Origin of the sequence: Flavobacterium sp., assembly GCF_028689845.1 — a bacterium.
GTDB lineage: Bacteria > Bacteroidota > Bacteroidia > Flavobacteriales > Flavobacteriaceae > Flavobacterium.
In genome coordinates this window covers 23,707-41,377 of the sequence record NZ_JAQVCH010000005.1, presented here as the reverse complement: position 1 = coordinate 41,377, position 17,671 = coordinate 23,707, and the positions used below count along the sequence as shown (strand labels likewise).

16 protein-coding genes and 1 tRNA gene are annotated in these 17,671 nt (G+C 34.9%); 10 read left to right on the top strand and 7 right to left on the bottom strand.

The window, feature by feature from the left end:
- Window positions 1-189: 189 nt before the first annotated feature.
- The 4 genes from PHR76_RS03365 (at window position 190) to PHR76_RS03350 (ending at window position 3,080) form a co-directional block, all read left to right on the top strand.
- Window positions 190-1,347 (top strand): Mrp/NBP35 family ATP-binding protein, encoded by a 1,158-nt coding sequence (locus PHR76_RS03365; protein ID WP_300058562.1) that lies wholly within the window; start codon window positions 190-192, stop codon window positions 1,345-1,347.
- A complete protein-coding gene (locus PHR76_RS03360) occupies window positions 1,347-1,589 on the top strand; it encodes a NifU family protein (RefSeq protein ID WP_300058560.1) in 243 nt (80 codons plus the stop codon). The genes PHR76_RS03365 and PHR76_RS03360 overlap by 1 nt, the downstream gene beginning before the upstream one ends.
- Before the next feature lie 109 nt (window positions 1,590-1,698).
- Window positions 1,699-2,751, top strand: coding sequence for an NAD(P)/FAD-dependent oxidoreductase (locus tag PHR76_RS03355; RefSeq protein WP_300058558.1), 1,053 nt, complete (start codon window positions 1,699-1,701; stop codon window positions 2,749-2,751).
- Complete coding sequence (locus PHR76_RS03350; protein WP_300058556.1) at window positions 2,751-3,080, top strand: 2Fe-2S iron-sulfur cluster-binding protein; 330 nt, start codon at window positions 2,751-2,753, stop codon at window positions 3,078-3,080. The genes PHR76_RS03355 and PHR76_RS03350 overlap by 1 nt, the downstream gene beginning before the upstream one ends.
- A gap of 1 nt (window position 3,081) precedes the next feature.
- Here PHR76_RS03350 and PHR76_RS03345 read toward each other — a convergent pair whose 3' ends face one another.
- The 6 genes from PHR76_RS03345 to PHR76_RS03320 all read right to left on the bottom strand — a co-directional run bounded on the left by PHR76_RS03345 (window position 3,082) and on the right by PHR76_RS03320 (window position 7,933).
- On the bottom strand, window positions 3,082-3,798 hold the full coding sequence (locus tag PHR76_RS03345; RefSeq protein WP_300058554.1) for an SGNH/GDSL hydrolase family protein: 717 nt from the start codon (window positions 3,796-3,798) through the stop codon (window positions 3,082-3,084).
- Window positions 3,799-3,800: 2 nt separating this feature from the next.
- Window positions 3,801-4,583: a DUF3050 domain-containing protein gene (locus tag PHR76_RS03340; protein ID WP_300058553.1), complete on the bottom strand. Its 783-nt coding sequence runs from the start codon at window positions 4,581-4,583 to the stop codon at window positions 3,801-3,803.
- A 110-nt stretch (window positions 4,584-4,693) separates the two neighbouring features.
- Window positions 4,694-5,872 (bottom strand): acyl-CoA dehydrogenase family protein, encoded by a 1,179-nt coding sequence (locus PHR76_RS03335; RefSeq protein ID WP_300058551.1) that lies wholly within the window; start codon window positions 5,870-5,872, stop codon window positions 4,694-4,696.
- Window positions 5,873-6,027: 155 nt separating this feature from the next.
- Window positions 6,028-6,735 carry a methyltransferase gene (locus PHR76_RS03330; protein ID WP_300058549.1) on the bottom strand — a complete coding sequence of 236 codons (708 nt, stop codon included), beginning with the start codon at window positions 6,733-6,735 and terminating at the stop codon, window positions 6,028-6,030.
- Window positions 6,736-6,823: 88 nt separating this feature from the next.
- On the bottom strand, window positions 6,824-7,348 hold the full coding sequence (gene rimM, locus PHR76_RS03325; protein ID WP_300058547.1) for a ribosome maturation factor RimM: 525 nt from the start codon (window positions 7,346-7,348) through the stop codon (window positions 6,824-6,826).
- A gap of 12 nt (window positions 7,349-7,360) precedes the next feature.
- Window positions 7,361-7,933 (bottom strand): 30S ribosomal protein S16, encoded by a 573-nt coding sequence (locus PHR76_RS03320; RefSeq protein WP_300058545.1) that lies wholly within the window; start codon window positions 7,931-7,933, stop codon window positions 7,361-7,363.
- A 221-nt stretch (window positions 7,934-8,154) separates the two neighbouring features.
- Between PHR76_RS03320 and PHR76_RS03315 the strand changes: the two genes are divergently transcribed.
- Both PHR76_RS03315 and PHR76_RS03310 read left to right on the top strand, forming a co-directional pair.
- On the top strand, window positions 8,155-8,637 hold the full coding sequence (locus PHR76_RS03315; RefSeq protein WP_300058543.1) for a DUF6252 family protein: 483 nt from the start codon (window positions 8,155-8,157) through the stop codon (window positions 8,635-8,637).
- Between the two features lie 146 nt (window positions 8,638-8,783).
- Window positions 8,784-9,167: an RNA-binding protein gene (locus PHR76_RS03310; protein WP_300058541.1), complete on the top strand. Its 384-nt coding sequence runs from the start codon at window positions 8,784-8,786 to the stop codon at window positions 9,165-9,167.
- Window positions 9,168-9,220: 53 nt separating this feature from the next.
- Here PHR76_RS03310 and PHR76_RS03305 read toward each other — a convergent pair whose 3' ends face one another.
- Window positions 9,221-10,987 carry a T9SS type A sorting domain-containing protein gene (locus PHR76_RS03305; RefSeq protein WP_300058539.1) on the bottom strand — a complete coding sequence of 589 codons (1,767 nt, stop codon included), beginning with the start codon at window positions 10,985-10,987 and terminating at the stop codon, window positions 9,221-9,223.
- Between the two features lie 380 nt (window positions 10,988-11,367).
- Between PHR76_RS03305 and dnaE the strand changes: the two genes are divergently transcribed.
- From dnaE to PHR76_RS03285, 4 genes are all read left to right on the top strand, one after another.
- Window positions 11,368-15,882, top strand: coding sequence for a DNA polymerase III subunit alpha (gene dnaE / locus PHR76_RS03300; RefSeq protein WP_300058537.1), 4,515 nt, complete (start codon window positions 11,368-11,370; stop codon window positions 15,880-15,882).
- A 115-nt stretch (window positions 15,883-15,997) separates the two neighbouring features.
- Window positions 15,998-16,315, top strand: coding sequence for a thioredoxin (gene trxA / locus PHR76_RS03295; protein ID WP_300058535.1), 318 nt, complete (start codon window positions 15,998-16,000; stop codon window positions 16,313-16,315).
- Window positions 16,316-16,489: 174 nt separating this feature from the next.
- Complete coding sequence (locus PHR76_RS03290) at window positions 16,490-17,416, top strand: DUF58 domain-containing protein (protein ID WP_300058533.1); 927 nt, start codon at window positions 16,490-16,492, stop codon at window positions 17,414-17,416.
- 86 nt (window positions 17,417-17,502) lie between these two features.
- A tRNA-Asp gene (locus PHR76_RS03285) sits at window positions 17,503-17,576 on the top strand.
- Window positions 17,577-17,671 lie beyond the last annotated feature (95 nt).

Genomic DNA, 17,671 nt, shown 5'->3' with positions numbered 1-17,671 from the left:
TTAGTTGTTCGTATAAAGAGTATGAGTTACCACTTCAAATATCATAAATTATCCTACTTCAATTATAAGAAAACTTTAAACTTTGTTGCTTTATAACTACTAAACTTCTCCCTATCTTTGCAATTCATATTCAGTTTAAATAAACAGGAATCATACTAAAAAGTATACTCATACAAATTCAGAATAATAATGAAATTAGATAGAAAAGAAATCTTGAAAGCCTTAGAATCAATTTCTGTGGCTGGAGAAGGCAAAAATATGGTTGAAAGTGGAGCAATTCAAAACGTACTCACTTTTGGCGATGAGGTTGTTGTAGAAGTGCTTTTGTCTACACCTGCTTTGCATATCAAAAAAAGAGCAGAAGTAGACATCATGAAAGTCATTCATGAAAAGGTTTATGAAAAAGCAAAAATTAAAGTAAATATTAAAGTTGATGCCCAAGCGGCTGCCAATGAAAAAGCGGCTAATCCTAATTTAATTAAAGGAAAAGCAATTCCTGGAATCAGCAATATTGTAGCCATCGCTTCTGGAAAAGGAGGTGTTGGAAAGTCGACCGTGACAGCAAATCTTGCGGTTACTTTGGCAAAAATGGGTTTCAGTATTGGTGTTTTAGATGCCGATATTTATGGTCCATCGATGCCAATCATGTTTGATGTAGAAAACGAAAAACCAATTTCTGTAGAAATTGACGGGAAGTCCAAAATGAAACCTGTAGAAAGTTATGAAATAAAAATTCTTTCAATCGGCTTCTTTACAAAACCAGATCAAGCTGTTATTTGGCGTGGACCAATGGCTGCAAAAGCATTGAATCAAATGATTTTTGATGCAGATTGGGGTCAACTCGATTTTTTATTAATTGATTTGCCACCAGGAACAGGTGATATTCATCTTTCTATTATGCAGTCGTTGCCAATAACAGGAGCAGTTGTTGTGAGTACACCACAAACAGTCGCCTTAGCCGATGCAAGAAAAGGAGTTTCAATGTTTCTATCTGACGCAATCAAAGTGCCAGTTTTAGGAATTATCGAAAACATGGCTTATTTTACACCAGAAGAACTTCCAAATAATAAATACTATATCTTTGGCAAAGAAGGAGCTAAAAATTTAGCCGAAGATTTAAACGTTCCTTTGCTTGGTGAAATTCCGTTAGTGCAAAGTATTCGCGAAGCAGGCGATTTTGGGCGTCCCTATGCCATGCAAGAAGCTTCTCCAACAGTTGATGCTTTTAAAGAAATTGCTAGAAATGTAGTGCAAGAAGTGGTCGATAGAAATGAGAATTTGCCGCCAAGCGAAGCAATTAAAATAACAACAATGGCTGGTTGTTCAGCTGTAAAAGGAAAAAAATAATGACAGCAGAACAAATTAATTTAGAAATCGAAAAAGCATTGAACGAAATTCGACCTTTTTTACAATCAGATGGAGGCGATATCTCGCTTATAGATGTGATTGACGGAAAGCACGTGAAAGTAAGACTTGAAGGAGCTTGCGTTGGATGTAGTGTCAATCAAATGACGCTGAAAGCTGGGGTAGAAACGACCATTAAAAAGTATCTCCCACAAATCGAAACCGTTGAAAATGTTTCCGAATAATCTAATTTTCAGAAGCTTATAATAAAATTATTAAAACTGATATAAATCATATTCTAACCCGAGAAACCAACTTAATTTTGAAGGATAAAATATACTTATAGCGTAAACAATGATACAAACCGATATACTAATTATTGGAGCTGGCCCTACGGGCCTTTTTGCTGTATTTGAAGCAGGCCTTTTAAAATTAAAATGTCATTTAATTGACGCACTTCCGCAACCCGGCGGGCAGTTAGCGGAACTATATCCAAAAAAACCTATTTATGATATTCCGGGTTATCCAGAAGTACTTGCAGGTGATTTGGTCACTAATTTAATGGAGCAAATTAAGCAGTTTCAACCTGGATTTACCTTAGGCGAAACGGCTGAAACGATTGATAAATTAGACGATGGTAGTTTTATCGTAACGACAAATAAGGGCACAAAACACCAAGCCAAAGCGGTAGCCATTGCAGGAGGATTAGGAACGTTTGAACCACGTAAACCAATCCTAGAAAATTTATCAAAATACGAAGAAAAAGGAGTTGAATATTTTGTAAAAGATCCAGAATTATTTAGAGATAAAAAAATCGTGATTGCTGGCGGTGGCGATTCTGCTTTAGATTGGAGTATTTTCCTAGCAGATGTTGCTTCAGAAGTCACCTTAATTCATAGAAGAAATGAATTTAGAGGAGCACTAGACTCTGTTGAAAAATTACAAGAATATAAAAAACTGGGTTTGGTTAATTTAATTACTCCAGCAGAAGTATTGGCCTTGCATGGCGAAACCCATCTCAACGCCATCACGATTGAAAGAGATGGTCAGCAAGAAATTCTTGAAACCGATTTCTTTATTCCTTTATTTGGTTTGACTCCTAAATTGGGCTCTATTGCCAATTGGGGATTAGAAATCGAAAAAAATGCAATTAAAGTGAACAATGCCTTGGATTATCAAACTAATATTGAAGGAATTTATGCCATTGGCGATGTGAATATATACCCCGGAAAATTAAAATTAATTTTATGTGGTTTTCATGAAGCAACTTTGATGTGTCAAAGCATCTATGCCCGATTAAATCCTGGAAAAAAATACGTCCTTAAATATACAACTGTTTCTGGAGTAGATGGATTTGATGGAACTCGAAAAGAAGCGGAGAAAGCAGTGGTTAAATCTATTGAATAATGACAGACATTACCATAAAAATCACCGATAGAAACGGACAACTTCACGAAGTTCAAGCTCCAACAGACATGAACCTAAATGTGATGGAGTTAATTCGAATGTATGAATTAGCAGAAGAAGGAACCGTTGGTGTTTGCGGCGGAATGGCTATGTGTGCCTCGTGTCAATGCTATGTTTTAAACGATGTTCTTCAAACTGAACGCAATGATGATGAAGAAGCAATGCTCTCAGAAGCCTATCATGTAAAAGAGAATAGCCGATTAGGCTGTCAAATTCATCTAACAGAAGATTTAGAAGGGTTAGAAATTGAAATCGCTCCAGCACAATAAATTACAAGCCTAATTTTACTTTTGCAATCGGTAAAATACGTTCCACAAATTTTGAATACGCTAATTCGGAAGGATGTAAACCGTCTGATGCAACTAAATTTGGTTGTTCTAAACCTAATTGTGTGATGTCGGTAATGTTTACAAAACTAACGCCAAGTGATTCTGCATGGTTTTTTGCAAACTGATTGTAATTAATTAATTGATTACTGATGGTAGTTGGATTTGAATTGCTTTGACCAAACGGCGTAAAAGCATAATCGGGAATTGAAACCACCATAACGCGATTGGAATTTCCTTTGGCCAATTGAATGGCAGTTTGTAATAATTCTGGGAATTCAGTTTCATAAACCGAAAAAGGTTTGTTTTGATACTGATTGTTCACACCAATTAAGAGCGTCACAAAATCAAATTCTGATTTTAGATTTTCATTGGCTATAGCCGACTTTAAATTGGAAGTAGTCCACCCAGTTTGGGCAATTATCCGCAAATCAATTTGTTCATCTTCCTTTATGCTATTTCGCAAACTATCTTGGAGTTGAACTGGAAATCGACACGTTTCACAAACACTTTGTCCTATGGTATAACTATCGCCTAAAGCCAATAGTTTTATTTTTTTTACCGTAATAGGTAGAATCAAATTACTCGAATTGTCCTCATTGCTGCAATTAGTCAACAATAAAAGAGTAGAAAATAATAAAAGGAATAGTGGATTTCTCATAATTAAAAACTTAATTCTGGTTGAAGAATCATTTCTTCAATTGCATTCCAAAGGTTTATTCTTTTTTCCAAAGCATCCACTGCAACCGAAGCAACAGCATCCCATTTTCGTTCGTCTTCACCACAAAGCTCTTCTGTCATTTTCATAGCCAAGCCTTTTCGTTCTTTGGTCTCTAATTCGCTTTGTCGTTCAAAATAATAAATGAGTTTAGACAAATCGGTTTCAGGAAAAGCAACTTGAAAATTCTTTAGAATTTCAGTGAATCGTAACGGAATTAAATTTTCTCTTCCAAAAGTAAAAGCAGCAGCAATTTCATGTGATTCACCTTGTTCAATAACCCGAAAGGTAAAATCTAAAAAAGCTTTTAATTCAGAATGTAGCTTGCTTCTTTTAATAGAAACGAATATGTTTTTAGTGCTTTCTACTTCTTCAAGAAATTCGGCAATTAACGCAGAATTTGCTCCACATTGTTGCATGGCATCCACATACATCTCATAATGGCTTTGGCGATATTTATCGAGTGACAAATCTGTTTCTTCTGTCAATACAATCTCATTGATTAAATAACGAATCGAAGGGTTTCCAACGGGCATCCACGGCAAAGTTGTACCTGTTAATTTGTTTTGTAATGCTTTAAGAAGCGACATATAATCCCAAACGGCAAAGACGTGATTCTCCAAAAAAAGATGTAAATCATCAATTGTTTTTAATTGATTATACAACGAATGGTTGAGTAGTTTCTCTTGGTAAGGTTCTAAAAGCGATAGAATGTGCTTAGAATTCATGGTGTATTTTTTAATAGATACGAAAATTGTGCAGGTATAGTTTATACAAATGTAAAAAAGCTTCCCGATGAAGAGAAGCTTTTTATATCAATTTTATATATTGTTTTATCTTATTTAAATGCTGGAATCCCGGTAATATCGGCACCAGTAATTAATAAATGAATATCGTGCGTTCCTTCATAGGTAATGACAGATTCCAAATTCATACTGTGTCGCATAATAGAATATTCGCCTGTAATTCCCATTCCGCCAAGTATTTGTCTTGCTTCTCGTGCAATGTGAATGGCCATGTCTACATTGTTTCTTTTGGCCATTGAAATTTGAGCAGTAGTTGCTTTTCCTTCATTTCTCAAAACACCTAAACGCCAAGTTAACAACTGTGCTTTAGTAATTTCGGTAATCATTTCGGCTAACTTTTTTTGTTGTAATTGAAAACCAGCAATGGGTTTGTCAAATTGAATTCGTTCTTTTGCATAACGCAAAGCGGTATCATAGCAATCCATAGCCGCTCCAATCGCACCCCAAGCAATTCCGTATCTAGCTGAATCTAAGCACATCATCGGAGCTCCAAGGCCTGATTTTCCTGGTAATAAGTTTTCTTTCGGAATTTTTACATTATCAAAAATTAATTCTCCTGTAGCCGAGGCCCGTAAGGACCATTTGTTGTGCGTTTCTGGTGTTGTAAAGCCTTCCATGCCACGCTCAACAATCAAACCGTGAATTCTTCCTTCTTCGTTTTTTGCCCAAACTACCGCAACATCAGCAAAAGGAGCATTAGAAATCCACATTTTTGCACCATTCAACAAATAATGGTCGCCCATGTCTTTGAAGTTAGTCGTCATGCCGCTTGGATTTGAACCATGATCTGGCTCCGTTAATCCGAAACAGCCCATAAATTCTCCTGTGGAAAGTTTTGGTAAAAATTTCATACGTTGTTCTTCTGTTCCAAACTTCCAAATGGGATACATCACTAACGATGATTGTACCGATGAAGTGGAACGAACACCAGAATCACCGCGTTCAATCTCTTGCATAATCAAACCATACGAAATTTGGTCTAATCCAGCACCACCATATTCTTCTGGAATATAAGGGCCAAAGCCACCAATTTCACCCAAACCTTTAATAATTTGTTTTGGAAATTCTGCTCGTTGAGCATACTCTTCTATAATTGGAGAAACTTCTCTCTTTACCCATGCACGGGCAGAATCACGAACTAATTTGTGTTCTTCTGTAAGTAAGTCATCAAGGTTGTAATAATCAGGAGCTTGAAATAAATCTGGTCTCATAGTATTGTCATTGCGAATGCAACGCAGTGAAGCGATGCAATCTTATTATTTGTATAAAATCTTCATAACGAAATCGTTTGCAAATTTACACAAAGAAATGTAACAAATCAATGAACGATTGTTATATTTTTAAGAATTTGATTACTGGAAATGACTTACATCTTCAAATAAAAATCCTTCGTCAAATTAATATAATCATCTGTATATTCATGACGATTAATTTCAACAACCAATTCATCGGCAGTTAAAACAGATAGTTCATAACGTTTGAAAGCCAATAAACTTCTAACAATTGGGGTAGTGTGCGAGCCTTTTACACGTGTCACTTTTACTGGATAAAGTTCAAATTCGGCACACAAATCAATAAGCCGTTCTTCTTCTTTATAAGGAATGACAACTGCAAAAAGGCCATTTTCTGATAATAATAAAGCAGCAGCTTCAACTAAGTCTTCAAAAGGCAAAGCATCTTGAAAACGTGCCAAATCTCTTTGAGGATTATCGGTTTTAAAATCCTCAGAATAAAAAGGAGGATTGGAAATAATAATATCATATTCATCTTCTGGGTCTTGAACTAGTTCGTCTAATCCAGCATGATAGCAAAATAATCTATCGCTCCAAGGTGAGTTTTCAAAGTTTTCTACACATTGTTCGTAAGCGTCTTCGTCAATTTCAACAGCATCAATTTGTTGTGCTTGTGTGCGTTGAGCTAGCATTAAGGCTAAAATTCCAGTTCCTGCTCCAATATCTAATATGGATTTGGGATTATTTTCAATTGGACACCAAGCACCAAGCATAACAGAGTCAGTGCCCACTTTCATGGCACATTTATCTTGTTTTACGCTAAATTTTTTGAATGAAAACATATGATTTTTGATTGAAGATTAACGCTTTTTGATTTTAGAATTATTTACTGACTGCCAACGAACTACTAGTCACTAATTACTAAAAACTTTAAAAATACATCTCAATAAGCCCTTCCGGCAAATCCATCACGACTTTTTTGTTTTCTCTATCAATTTTCACTAAAAATTGATCAATCATCGGAACTAGCATTTCTACTTCGCCGTTTAAAACTTCAAATAAAGGTTGTGCGGTAGAATCATTGATAGAAACAATTTTTCCCACAATCCCCAAACGTTGGTCTTCTAATTCAAAGTCAATGACTTCATGGTAATAAAACTTATCGCCAGTCAATTTGGGCAAAAAAGATAAAGGAAGGTAAAGTTCACTTCCCATAATGGCATCTGCATCGGCTTCTGTTTCGACGTCTTCAAATTTAACGCGTAAAAAATCATTTTTGTGCAAGGAGGATTCTATAATAAAAAATGGAACCAAATTTTTGTTTAATTCAACAAAAACTGATTCCATATTTTCATATAAATCGGGTTCATCTGTGTCTAAATAGACTAAAACTTCCCCTTTGAAACTAAATTTTTTAGCGATTTTGCCTAGATAGAAACATTCTTCTTTACGCATTATCGCCAGAGATTAAGCTTCTTTTTCTTCGCTTGTTTCTTCAGCTGCAGGAGCTTCTTCAACAGCCGGAGTTTCCTCAGCAGCTACTTCAGCAACTTCTTCAGTAGTTTCTTCAACAACTTCATCAACTTTCAAGGCATCAGCAGCTGCTGCAGCACGTTTCTCATTCGCTACTTTTTCAGCTTTTAAAGCTTCAACTCTCGCTTTTTCTTGTGCTTTTGTTAAGCCTTCTTTTTTAGAAGTAACTTTTCCAGTCTTTTCATCTAACCAAGCTGCTAATTTAGCATCTGCTTGCTCTTGTGTTAAAGCACCTTTATTAACACCACCATCTAAATGATGTTTTAATAACGCTCCTTTATAAGAAAGAATCGCTCTTGCAGTATCGGTTGGTTGAGCTCCGTTGTGTAACCATTTAACAGCACTGTCCAAGTTTAAATCAATAGTAGCTGGGTTAGTGTTTGGATTGTAAGTTCCGATTTTGTCTAAGAATTTACCATCTCTTTTGGCTCTTGAATCAGCAGCCACAATCCAGAAAAAAGGTTTTCCTTTTTTACCGTGTCTTTGTAATCTAATTTTTACTGGCATAATCGTATGATTAAATTGTGAGGTTCTCGACCTCTGTTAATTAAGGGTGCAAATGTAATTCTTTTTTTTGAAATTAAAGCCTATGCTGTAAAAAAATGTAAAAACGGTATAATTGTTCTAATTTTCTTCGTTTTTAACAAAAAACAAAGTGCTTTATTGTAAAGAAAAACTATTTTTGTGTTTCAAATCTAGCTTATTATTTAAACTTTACTTTTTTTAAAATGAAAAAAATAGTTTCTATCCTATTACTTGCTTTAGTTTTTGTTTCTTGTGAGGATGACACTTCATTCAATACGCCCGCAATGCAAGGTAAATTAGACAATGTGTTTTGGCGAGCCATTGACTCTAAAGCTGTTTTAGATGAAAACGGCGGATTGACGATTACAGGTTTGGCCCGACTGCAAACAATTGTCCTGCACACCTCGTCAAAAAACAAAGGAACCTATGTGTTGGGCAATAGTAATGCTCGCTACGCTACTTTTGAACAGAATTATGAAGACACGGTGCTTACGTATCAAACCGGAAAAGACATCGGTGGTAGTGGTCAAATTGTAATTACTGAATTTGATTCTGATAAAGGTACTGTTTCGGGTAATTTTAGATTTAATGCCGTGAACGATGAAAATAATCCGTTAGGCGGAGAACTAATCAATTTTAATCAAGGTGTTTTTTATAAAGTACCCGTTATTGGATTAGCTGATTAACCTAAATTTATCCCAATTTTAAAAGCCATCTTGTTCAGTACGAGATGGCTTTTTATAATTTATTGTTGTTTAGTTGAAATAAAACACACATTTATAGTAGTTTACAAATAAATTCGCTTACCTTTGTATCAATTAATATTTTTAATATGAACATTTTTGTAGGAAGTCTTCCTTTCAGTATTGAGGAAGCAGATTTAAGAGAGTCTTTCGAGGCTTATGGAGCAGTTGACTCTGTAAAAGTAATAACTGATAAATTTACTGGAAGAAGTAAAGGATTTGGTTTTGTTGAAATGCCAAATGACGAAGAAGCGTCTAAAGCAATTGATGAATTGAACGGAGCTACTGTTCAAGGTCGTGCTATTGTTGTAAACAAATCGGAACCAAAACCAGAAGGAGAAAGAAGAACCTTCAACAATAACCGTTCAGGCGGTAATGGTGGTGGTGGTTATAACGGTGGTGGAAACAGTCGTGGTGGCGGTGGCTACAGCGGTGGTGGAAACAGCCGTGGTGGTGGTGGAGGAAGATACTAGTATTTTTTCTTAATAGATTTACAAAAACCATTCTGAGAATTCAGGATGGTTTTTTATTTAACTATCATTTTTTCCACAGCAATCCCTTCTTCTGATTTTATCTTGACAAAATACAAACCATGAGCAACATCTTTTAAGTAAAACGCTCTTTGTGAAGTATTTTTTTGACTTAAAATGAGTTGACCTAAATTGTTGTGTATTTCAATGTCAAAATTTGAAGAAGTAGATTTTGTTAGTTGAATTTCAAATTTACCATCAGTTGGGTTGGGATAGATTACAAATGGATTTTGATTATTTACGTTAGTACTTAATGGAATAGGATCGAATTTAGCCATAGAAATATTAGAATAATCCATACTATATCCGAGGTTATTACTTATGTAATTTGGTTGATAAGCGTTTGGAGTACTAATCATGGTTTGGCTTTTAGAGCTTCCTATCAAATAAAAAGAGTTATCGAACCATTGTGTCTGTCCAAAAAAATCAGGGCTTAAACCTCCATAATAAGTGCCCCAAAGGCGATTGCCTTCGGGTGTAAATTTAATTACAAAATTATCTGAACTAGAGGTAATATTTTCTTGATAGCTTCCTAAAGTTGCTATGTTTACACTTGAAACTGTGCTTCCAGATAGTAAAATGTTACTTTCGTTATCACTTGTTAAAAAACTCGTCATCTCAAAACCAGTAAAGCCACTTGCGTTAGGTTGCTTGCCAACATAAGTACCCCAAACTCGTTCACCTTCATCATTAAATTTGACTAAAAAATGGGACGTTCCTGGGTCTTTTTCCGGTTGAAAAGAGTTAGGAGTAGTAATATTATTGTTGCTTGAAGTAATGCTCCCTAAATATATAGAATTATTTATAGCTAATATTTCTCCTGAATAGGACCATGTCCATTCATTACTTGTCCCGCCATAATATGTACTCCAGATACGTTGTCCATCAAATGAAAACTTTGAAATAAAAGCGTCAGAACAACTTCCTGGGTTTATTTGGTGAGCATTAATTGTTGCAAAGTATGTATTTGGTTGAAAAAAAGGTGGGCAATCAACACTTTGCCCAGCAACTATTATACCAGTTGATGTTGAAGCTATTGATGAAATTTGAGAAGCATTTACGCCATAATAAGTTGACCAAATTCGCTGACCTTCGCCAGTGAATTTAGATAGTAAAAAACGACTATCTGCTCTGTTTTCTTGAAACACACCATTTGTACTTAAATTATCAGTTTGTATATTACTGTAAAAGTAAATGTTTTCATCTTCATCTGCCGTAAGTCCAACTGTTTTTGATCTGTCATTAATGATTATTGAGTTTTGTGGGCTTGAACTTCCAAAATAGGTGCTCCAAATAATTTCACCATCAATATTAAATTTTGAAATAAAATGATTTCGAGTGTTGTTTAATTCTAATTGGTAGGCATTTGATGTGGCTATTCCGTTTGTGCTTTGAGTTTCACCAATGATGTAAATATCATTTCGTATTATTAAAATGTCACCAATATAATCTGAATCATTTCCACCGAAATAAGTTGACCATACTAAGTTGCCTTCTGGGTTAAATTTTACTATAAATCCATCTTTTTCTCCACCACCATAAATTGGCTGATGTGAATTTGGTGTTGATAAAGGAAATAAATTTTCATCTAGTTTTGAAATAGAACCAACTATATAGAGATTTCCTATAGCATCAATACAACTTGATCTGTATTGTACCATTTCGTCTCCATAATATGTTCCCCATGAACGTTCATAGTTGAACTGTGCATTTACAGGAAATATGATTAAATAAAAAAATAATATTATGTAAGTTTTTTGCATTTTTTTTAAAAAAAATCCTAAAGTTACCTTTTTTTAAGATTTTAAAATTCAAAGAATAAACTAGGTTATTTGGATATCCGTAGTAAATTTATAAAAAAAAACACAGTAACAAACTTTTTCTTACTTTTTTATGTTAAATTTTTGTTTTTCAAATGTTTACAAGTCTTTAGATAAGTTTATTTTATTTGAATTAAATTAAAATAGGTCTAAACTCATTTTTTATTGATTAAAATTTCAATGTTAATAACTAAACTTGAAAATTTCTATTCAAAAATGTACTTTTGAAAACCTCGCTAATTTAGATTTTCCACTTATTTATCGAGATTTGATTTTCCTTTTTGGAATTAAAAACCTGAGATTTCTTTTTTAATTTTTTCAATATGTATTTAATATTCGACACCGAAACGACAGGATTACCCAAACGATGGGATGCTCCAATTACCGACACCAACAATTGGCCTCGTTGTATACAAATTGCATGGCAATTGCACGACGAAATGGGAAATCTACTGGAACACGAAGATTATTTGGTGAAACCAGATGGCTATAATATTCCATATGATGCTGAACGTATTCACGGTATTTCGACTGAATTAGCAGAAAAAGAAGGTATTTCTTTACAAGAAGTCGCTCAAAAATTCAATATTGCTCTTGGAAAAGCAAAATATATTGTGGGACAAAATGTGGGTTTTGATGTCAATATCATGGGGTGTGAATTCCATCGGCTAAATGTTGATTCAATCCTAAGTTCTATGCCCATTTTAGATACATGTACCGAAATTACAGCAGATTTACTTCGTTTGCCCGGCGGTCGTGGTGGTAAATTCAAATTGCCAACTCTAACAGAGTTGCATCAATATCTTTTTAATCAACCTTTCGCAGAAGCTCACAATGCGACAGCCGATGTAGAAGCAACGACAAGATGTTTTTTGGAATTGATTAAACGTCAAATTTTTACCAAAGAAGAGCTTGATGTTCCTGCCGATTATTTTAAAAATTTTAATGAACAAAATCCGAAAGAAATTCAACTGATCGGATTAAAACATATCAACCTTAAAGAGGCTTCAAATGCCATCCGGTTGCAGCTCCAAAAGCAAGAGCCAAATGAAGTTTCAAAAGTTACCTTAGCAGAAAATCATAAAACCCTCGCCGATGTTGATTTTGTGCATTTGCATAACCATACACAGTTTTCGGTTTTGCAATCTACTATTTCGGTTGCCGATTTAGTCAAAGCAGCCGTTCAAAATAAGATGCCCGCCGTTGCCATGACCGATATCGGTAATATGATGGGTGCTTTTCATTTTGTTCGCGATATTTTATACCATAACAAATCGGTTTTAGCTAAAAATAAAGCAGCGGAAGATGCTGGAGAAACGCCAACAGAGAAAATTTTAAAACCCATCGTTGGTTGTGAATTTTACGTCTGTGAAAACCACAAAGATAAAACTCGAAAAGATAACGGATATCAAGTCGTTTTGTTAGCCAAGAATAAAAAAGGATATCATAATTTGGCTAAAATGTCATCCATCGGCTTTACGCAAGGGTTTTATTATGTTCCTCGAATTGACAAAGAAGTTATTCAACAGTATAAAGAAGATATTATTGTATTATCGGGAAGTTTAACTGGAGAAATTAGCAATAAATTATTAAACATAGGCGAAAATCAAGCAGAAGAAGCCCTGCTTTGGTGGAAAAAAGAGTTTGGCGACGATTTTTACATCGAGTTAATGCGGCACAATCAAGAAGACGAAAACCGCGTAAACACCTCGCTCATTGCATTGGCCAGAAAACATGAGGTCAAAATGGTGGCGACCAACAATGTGTTTTATATAGATAAAGAAAATGCGAATGCTCACGACATTTTATTGTGTGTTCGGGATGGCGAAAAACAAGCAACACCCATAGGTCGTGGTCGAGGCTACCGTTACGGATTGCCTAATCAGGAATACTACTTCAAATCGGGCGAAGACATGAAAAAATTGTTTGCCGATTTGCCCGAAGCAATTACCAATATTAGTGAAATCGTTGATAAAATTGAAATTTTTGATTTAGCTCGTGGTGTTTTACTTCCAAAATTTGATATTCCAGATGAATTCTTAGTTTTAGAAGATGAAACAGATAAAGGAAAAAGAGGCGAAAATGCGTATCTCCGTCATTTAACCTACGAAGGAGCCAAGAAGCGTTACGCTGAAATAACGCCTGAAATTCAAGAACGCTTGGATTTTGAATTAAAAACAATTGAAAACACAGGTTATCCGGGTTACTTTTTAATTGTACAAGATTTTATTGCAGCCGCTCGAGCGATGGATGTTTCGGTTGGGCCTGGCCGTGGTTCAGCAGCGGGTTCTGTGGTAGCCTATTGTCTGTGGATTACCAATATTGACCCTTTAGAATACGATTTGCTTTTTGAGCGTTTTCTTAATCCAGACCGGGTTTCCATGCCCGATATTGATATTGATTTTGATGATGAAGGAAGAAGTCGCGTCATGGATTATGTAATTAAAAAGTACGGTTCCAATCAAGTGGCTCAAATCATTACCTATGGTAAAATGGCTACTAAATCGTCGTTGCGAGATACGGCTCGTGTGTTGGATTTACCTCTTTTTGAAGCAGATAAATTAGCCAAATTAATTCCAACAATGATGCCTTCAAAATGGAGTTTAGCTCGTTTTTTGACGGATAATATCGATGAGGTAAAAAAAGCGGTTCGTTCGGATGATTTCGAAAACATCAAGCAATTAATCGAAATTGCAAATGAAGGCGACTTAGCTGGAGAAACTATTCAACAAGCCAAAGTGTTAGAAGGTTCGCTAAGAAATACAGGAATTCACGCGTGTGGAGTAATTATTACACCCGATGATATTACCAATTTTGTGCCGGTAGCTACTGCAAAAGACTCTGAATTATTTGTCACACAATTTGATAATTCGGTTGTAGAAAGTGCCGGATTGCTCAAAATGGACTTTTTAGGTCTAAAAACGCTGACCTTAATTAAAGATACTGTCAAATTAATCAAATATCGAAGTGGTATAGAATTAGATCCTGATGCTTTTCCAATTGATGATGCAAAAACCTACGAATTGTTTCAACGTGGCGAAACAGTTGGGATTTTTCAATATGAATCGGTTGGGATGCAAAAATACCTTCGAGATTTAAAACCGACTGTTTTTGGTGATTTAATTGCGATGAATGCTTTATATCGACCAGGGCCATTAGAATATATTCCGTCTTTCGTAAGACGAAAAAATGGTGAAGAAGCCATTGAATATGATTTGGAAGCGTGCGAAGAATTATTAGGTGAGACCTACGGAATCACCGTTTATCAAGAGCAAGTCATGTTGCTTTCACAAAAATTAGCCGGTTTTTCAAAAGGTGATGCTGACGTGCTTCGAAAAGCAATGGGTAAAAAACAAAAAGAAGTGCTGGATAAAATGAAGTCAAAGTTCATTAATCAAGCGGTAGAAAAAGGCCATGCAGCTGATAAATTAGAAAAAATTTGGAAAGATTGGGAAGCCTTCGCACAATATGCTTTTAACAAATCACACTCTACCTGTTATGCTTGGATTGGTTATCAAACGGCTTATTTAAAAGCACATTATCCAGCAGAATATATGGCTGCCGTGCTGTCTAATAATATGAACGACATTAAGCAAGTTTCCTTTTTTATGGAAGAATGTAAACGGATGGGTATGAATGTTTTAAGTCCAGATGTGAATGAATCGTTTTATAAATTTACGGTAAATGATGAGGGAGCCATTCGTTTTGGAATGGGTGCCGTTAAAGGAGTTGGAGCAGGAGCAGTGGAAACGATTGTGGAAAATAGAAAAAAAGACGGCTCGTATAAGTCTATTTTTGATTTGTCTAAACGAATTGATTTGCGATCGGCCAACAAAAAAGCATTTGAAAATTTAGCTTTGGCTGGCGGATTTGATTGTTTTTCGATGACACATCGGGCTCAATATTTTCTTCAGGAAGGCGATGCGATTACGTTTTTAGAAAAAGCAATCCGTTATGGAGCTAAATTTCAAGAAAACGAAAATTCTGCACAAGTAAGTTTGTTTGGCGAAGCAAGTGAAGTGCAAATTCCAGAACCATTAGTTCCGCCTTGTGACGAATGGAATGCAATGGAAAAACTAGCCAAAGAAAAAGAAGTAGTTGGGATTTATATTTCAGGTCACCCATTAGATGATTTTAGATTTGAGATGAAATATTTCTGTAATTCAAAGTTAGAACAGCTTAAAAACTTGGAACAACATGTGAATAAAAACTTAACTTTTGGCGGAATTATCACCAATGTCCAACACCGTGTTTCGCAAAACGGAAAAGGTTGGGGTTCGTTTACGTTGGAAGGCTATGATGAAAGTCATGATTTTAGAATTTATGGAGAAGAATACTTAAAATTTAGACATTTTTTAATTCAAAATAATTTTACTTTCATCAAAATACTAGTCAAAGAAGGCTGGGCAAATAAGGAAACAGGTAAAAAAGGAGACGCTCGAATTCAATTTCAATTAATACAGTATTTGCAAGACGTGTTACCACAATTTGCTAAAAAACTGACAATCCAAATGGATATTAAAGCCTTAAAAGAAGATTTAATAGCTGATTTAAGTGCTGTTTTTAAAAAATTTCAAGGAAATCAAACGGTTACTTTTGAGGTAATGGAATTTGAAAAACTAAAAACCGAGATAGCCTTGAAACCAATAGAAATCATTCAAGAAGACGATTTAGATATGGAAAATCTAGAGGAAATAGACGTTGAAATTCAGGAACCTAAGGTAGAAATTAAAGTGGTGAACCAACTACAAATGCCGAGCAGAAAACTAAAAATTCAAATTTCAAATGAATTATTAAGCGAGTTAGAAAAAAAACAAGTTGATTTTAGATTGAATTAACTATCAATTATCCTAATAGAGTCATAATCAAAACTAATTTTCAATTAACACCTTATTAAGTTTTAAATTTTTAAATTTGCAATAATAAAAGAATATTAATTTAAAAGCATAAAATATGGCATTAGTAATTACAGACGCTACTTTTGACGAAGTAGTTTTAAAATCAGACAAACCAGTAGTGGTAGATTTTTGGGCAGCATGGTGTGGACCTTGTAGAATGGTTGGCCCAGTAATCGATGAAATTTCTTCGGAATATGAAGGAAAAGCAATCGTAGGAAAAGTAGACGTAGATGCAAATCAAGAATTTGCTGCAAAATATGGTGTACGCAATATCCCAACGGTCTTGGTTTTCCAAAACGGAGAAGTAGTAGGTCGTCAAGTAGGCGTTGCTCCTAAAAAAACATATACCGATGCAATTGATGCATTGTTGTAAAAAATTGTAAAATAAAATTCTAAAAGGTCTGAGATTTCAGGCCTTTTTTTATTCCAATTTTCTAAATTCATTTTAAATTTTACTATCGCTACCGGTTTTTATAAATAAACCTCACTTTATAATTCTACAATCTGAAAATCTAAATATCAAAAAATCTTTATTTATCTTTGAAAGATGAACATCGAATCACAAATACAAAAGATAGCCAGTTTTGAGCATCTTGAATTGTTAGCTAACCAAATTGTGGAAGGCTTTATTTCAGGTATGCACAAATCACCTTTTCATGGCTTTTCAGCCGAATTCGCAGAGCACAAAACGTATAATGCTGGTGAAAGCACTAAACATATCGATTGGAAATTATTTGCCAAAACCGACCGTTTATATACTAAACGTTATGAAGAGGAAACCAATTTACGCTGTCATTTAATTATCGATAATTCATCTTCAATGCATTATCCTGCTTTAAAAAATGACGAGTCTTTTTATGAAAGTAAAATCGGGTTTTCGGTTTTAGCTGCCGCAGTTTTGATGAATTTGCTCAAAAAACAACGCGATGCTGTTGGATTAAGTGTGTTTTCAGATAACTATGAGTATTACGCACCAGAGAAAGGAAGTGATCGGCACCATCGCATGATTTTGAGCAAATTAGAAGATTTAATAGAAAACCCTAAAGTTGCAAAACAAACCGAAACAGTAACTTTTTTGCATCAAATTGCAGAAAAATTACACCGTCGTTCCATGATTATTTTGTTTACAGACATGTTTCAAACTGGTGAAGAAACAGCTTTGTTCAATGCTTTACAACATTTGAAACACAATAAACATAAAGTGGTTTTATTTCATGTAATTGATGAAAAAAGAGAGCTTAATTTTGATTTTGATAATGCTCCACGTAAGTTTATTGACGTTGAAACAGGAGAAACAATCGATTTGTTTGCAGAAAACATCAAAGAAAACTATGAAAAAATGGCAACAGCTTATTTCAAAAAAGTGGCCATGACGTGTGCACAGAATAAAATAAAATACGTTCCCGTCAATGTAGGAGCCAATTTCGAAAAAATATTAACGACATATTTAGTTGAAAAACAAATGTTTGGATAGGAACTTGGAAGTTGGTTTAAAAAAAGCAAGAAAAATACTTGCAGATACGGAATAACGTTGTATATTTGCAACCGCAATAAAGCGATGGTTTGGTAGTTCAGTTGGTTAGAATACATGCCTGTCACGCATGGGGTCGCGGGTTCGAGTCCCGTCCAGACCGCTAAATTGGGAGAAGGTTTTCAGAAATGGAAACCTTTTTTGCCCCAATAAAGCATCAAAGAAAGTTGTGTTGTTTAGCTACGCCCTTGTAAAGCG

Excerpts from the sequence above, each read along its gene's own strand:
- dnaE (WP_300058537.1), top strand. The coding sequence starts at position 11,368 with ATGTATTTAATATTCGACACCGAAACGACAGGATTACCCAAACGATGG.
- PHR76_RS03305 (WP_300058539.1), bottom strand. The coding sequence starts at position 10,987 with ATGCAAAAAACTTACATAATATTATTTTTTTATTTAATCATATTTCCT.
- PHR76_RS03320 (WP_300058545.1), bottom strand. The coding sequence starts at position 7,933 with ATGCCAGTAAAAATTAGATTACAAAGACACGGTAAAAAAGGAAAACCT.
- PHR76_RS03345 (WP_300058554.1), bottom strand. The coding sequence starts at position 3,798 with ATGAGAAATCCACTATTCCTTTTATTATTTTCTACTCTTTTATTGTTG.
- PHR76_RS03350 (WP_300058556.1), top strand. The coding sequence starts at position 2,751 with ATGACAGACATTACCATAAAAATCACCGATAGAAACGGACAACTTCAC.
- trxA (WP_300058535.1), top strand. The coding sequence starts at position 15,998 with ATGGCATTAGTAATTACAGACGCTACTTTTGACGAAGTAGTTTTAAAA.
- PHR76_RS03340 (WP_300058553.1), bottom strand. The coding sequence starts at position 4,583 with ATGAATTCTAAGCACATTCTATCGCTTTTAGAACCTTACCAAGAGAAA.
- PHR76_RS03360 (WP_300058560.1), top strand. The coding sequence starts at position 1,347 with ATGACAGCAGAACAAATTAATTTAGAAATCGAAAAAGCATTGAACGAA.
- PHR76_RS03330 (WP_300058549.1), bottom strand. The coding sequence starts at position 6,735 with ATGTTTTCATTCAAAAAATTTAGCGTAAAACAAGATAAATGTGCCATG.
- PHR76_RS03335 (WP_300058551.1), bottom strand. The coding sequence starts at position 5,872 with ATGAGACCAGATTTATTTCAAGCTCCTGATTATTACAACCTTGATGAC.
- PHR76_RS03310 (WP_300058541.1), top strand. The coding sequence starts at position 8,784 with ATGAACATTTTTGTAGGAAGTCTTCCTTTCAGTATTGAGGAAGCAGAT.
- PHR76_RS03290 (WP_300058533.1), top strand. The coding sequence starts at position 16,490 with ATGAACATCGAATCACAAATACAAAAGATAGCCAGTTTTGAGCATCTT.
- rimM (WP_300058547.1), bottom strand. The coding sequence starts at position 7,348 with ATGCGTAAAGAAGAATGTTTCTATCTAGGCAAAATCGCTAAAAAATTT.
- PHR76_RS03355 (WP_300058558.1), top strand. The coding sequence starts at position 1,699 with ATGATACAAACCGATATACTAATTATTGGAGCTGGCCCTACGGGCCTT.
- PHR76_RS03315 (WP_300058543.1), top strand. The coding sequence starts at position 8,155 with ATGAAAAAAATAGTTTCTATCCTATTACTTGCTTTAGTTTTTGTTTCT.
- PHR76_RS03365 (WP_300058562.1), top strand. The coding sequence starts at position 190 with ATGAAATTAGATAGAAAAGAAATCTTGAAAGCCTTAGAATCAATTTCT.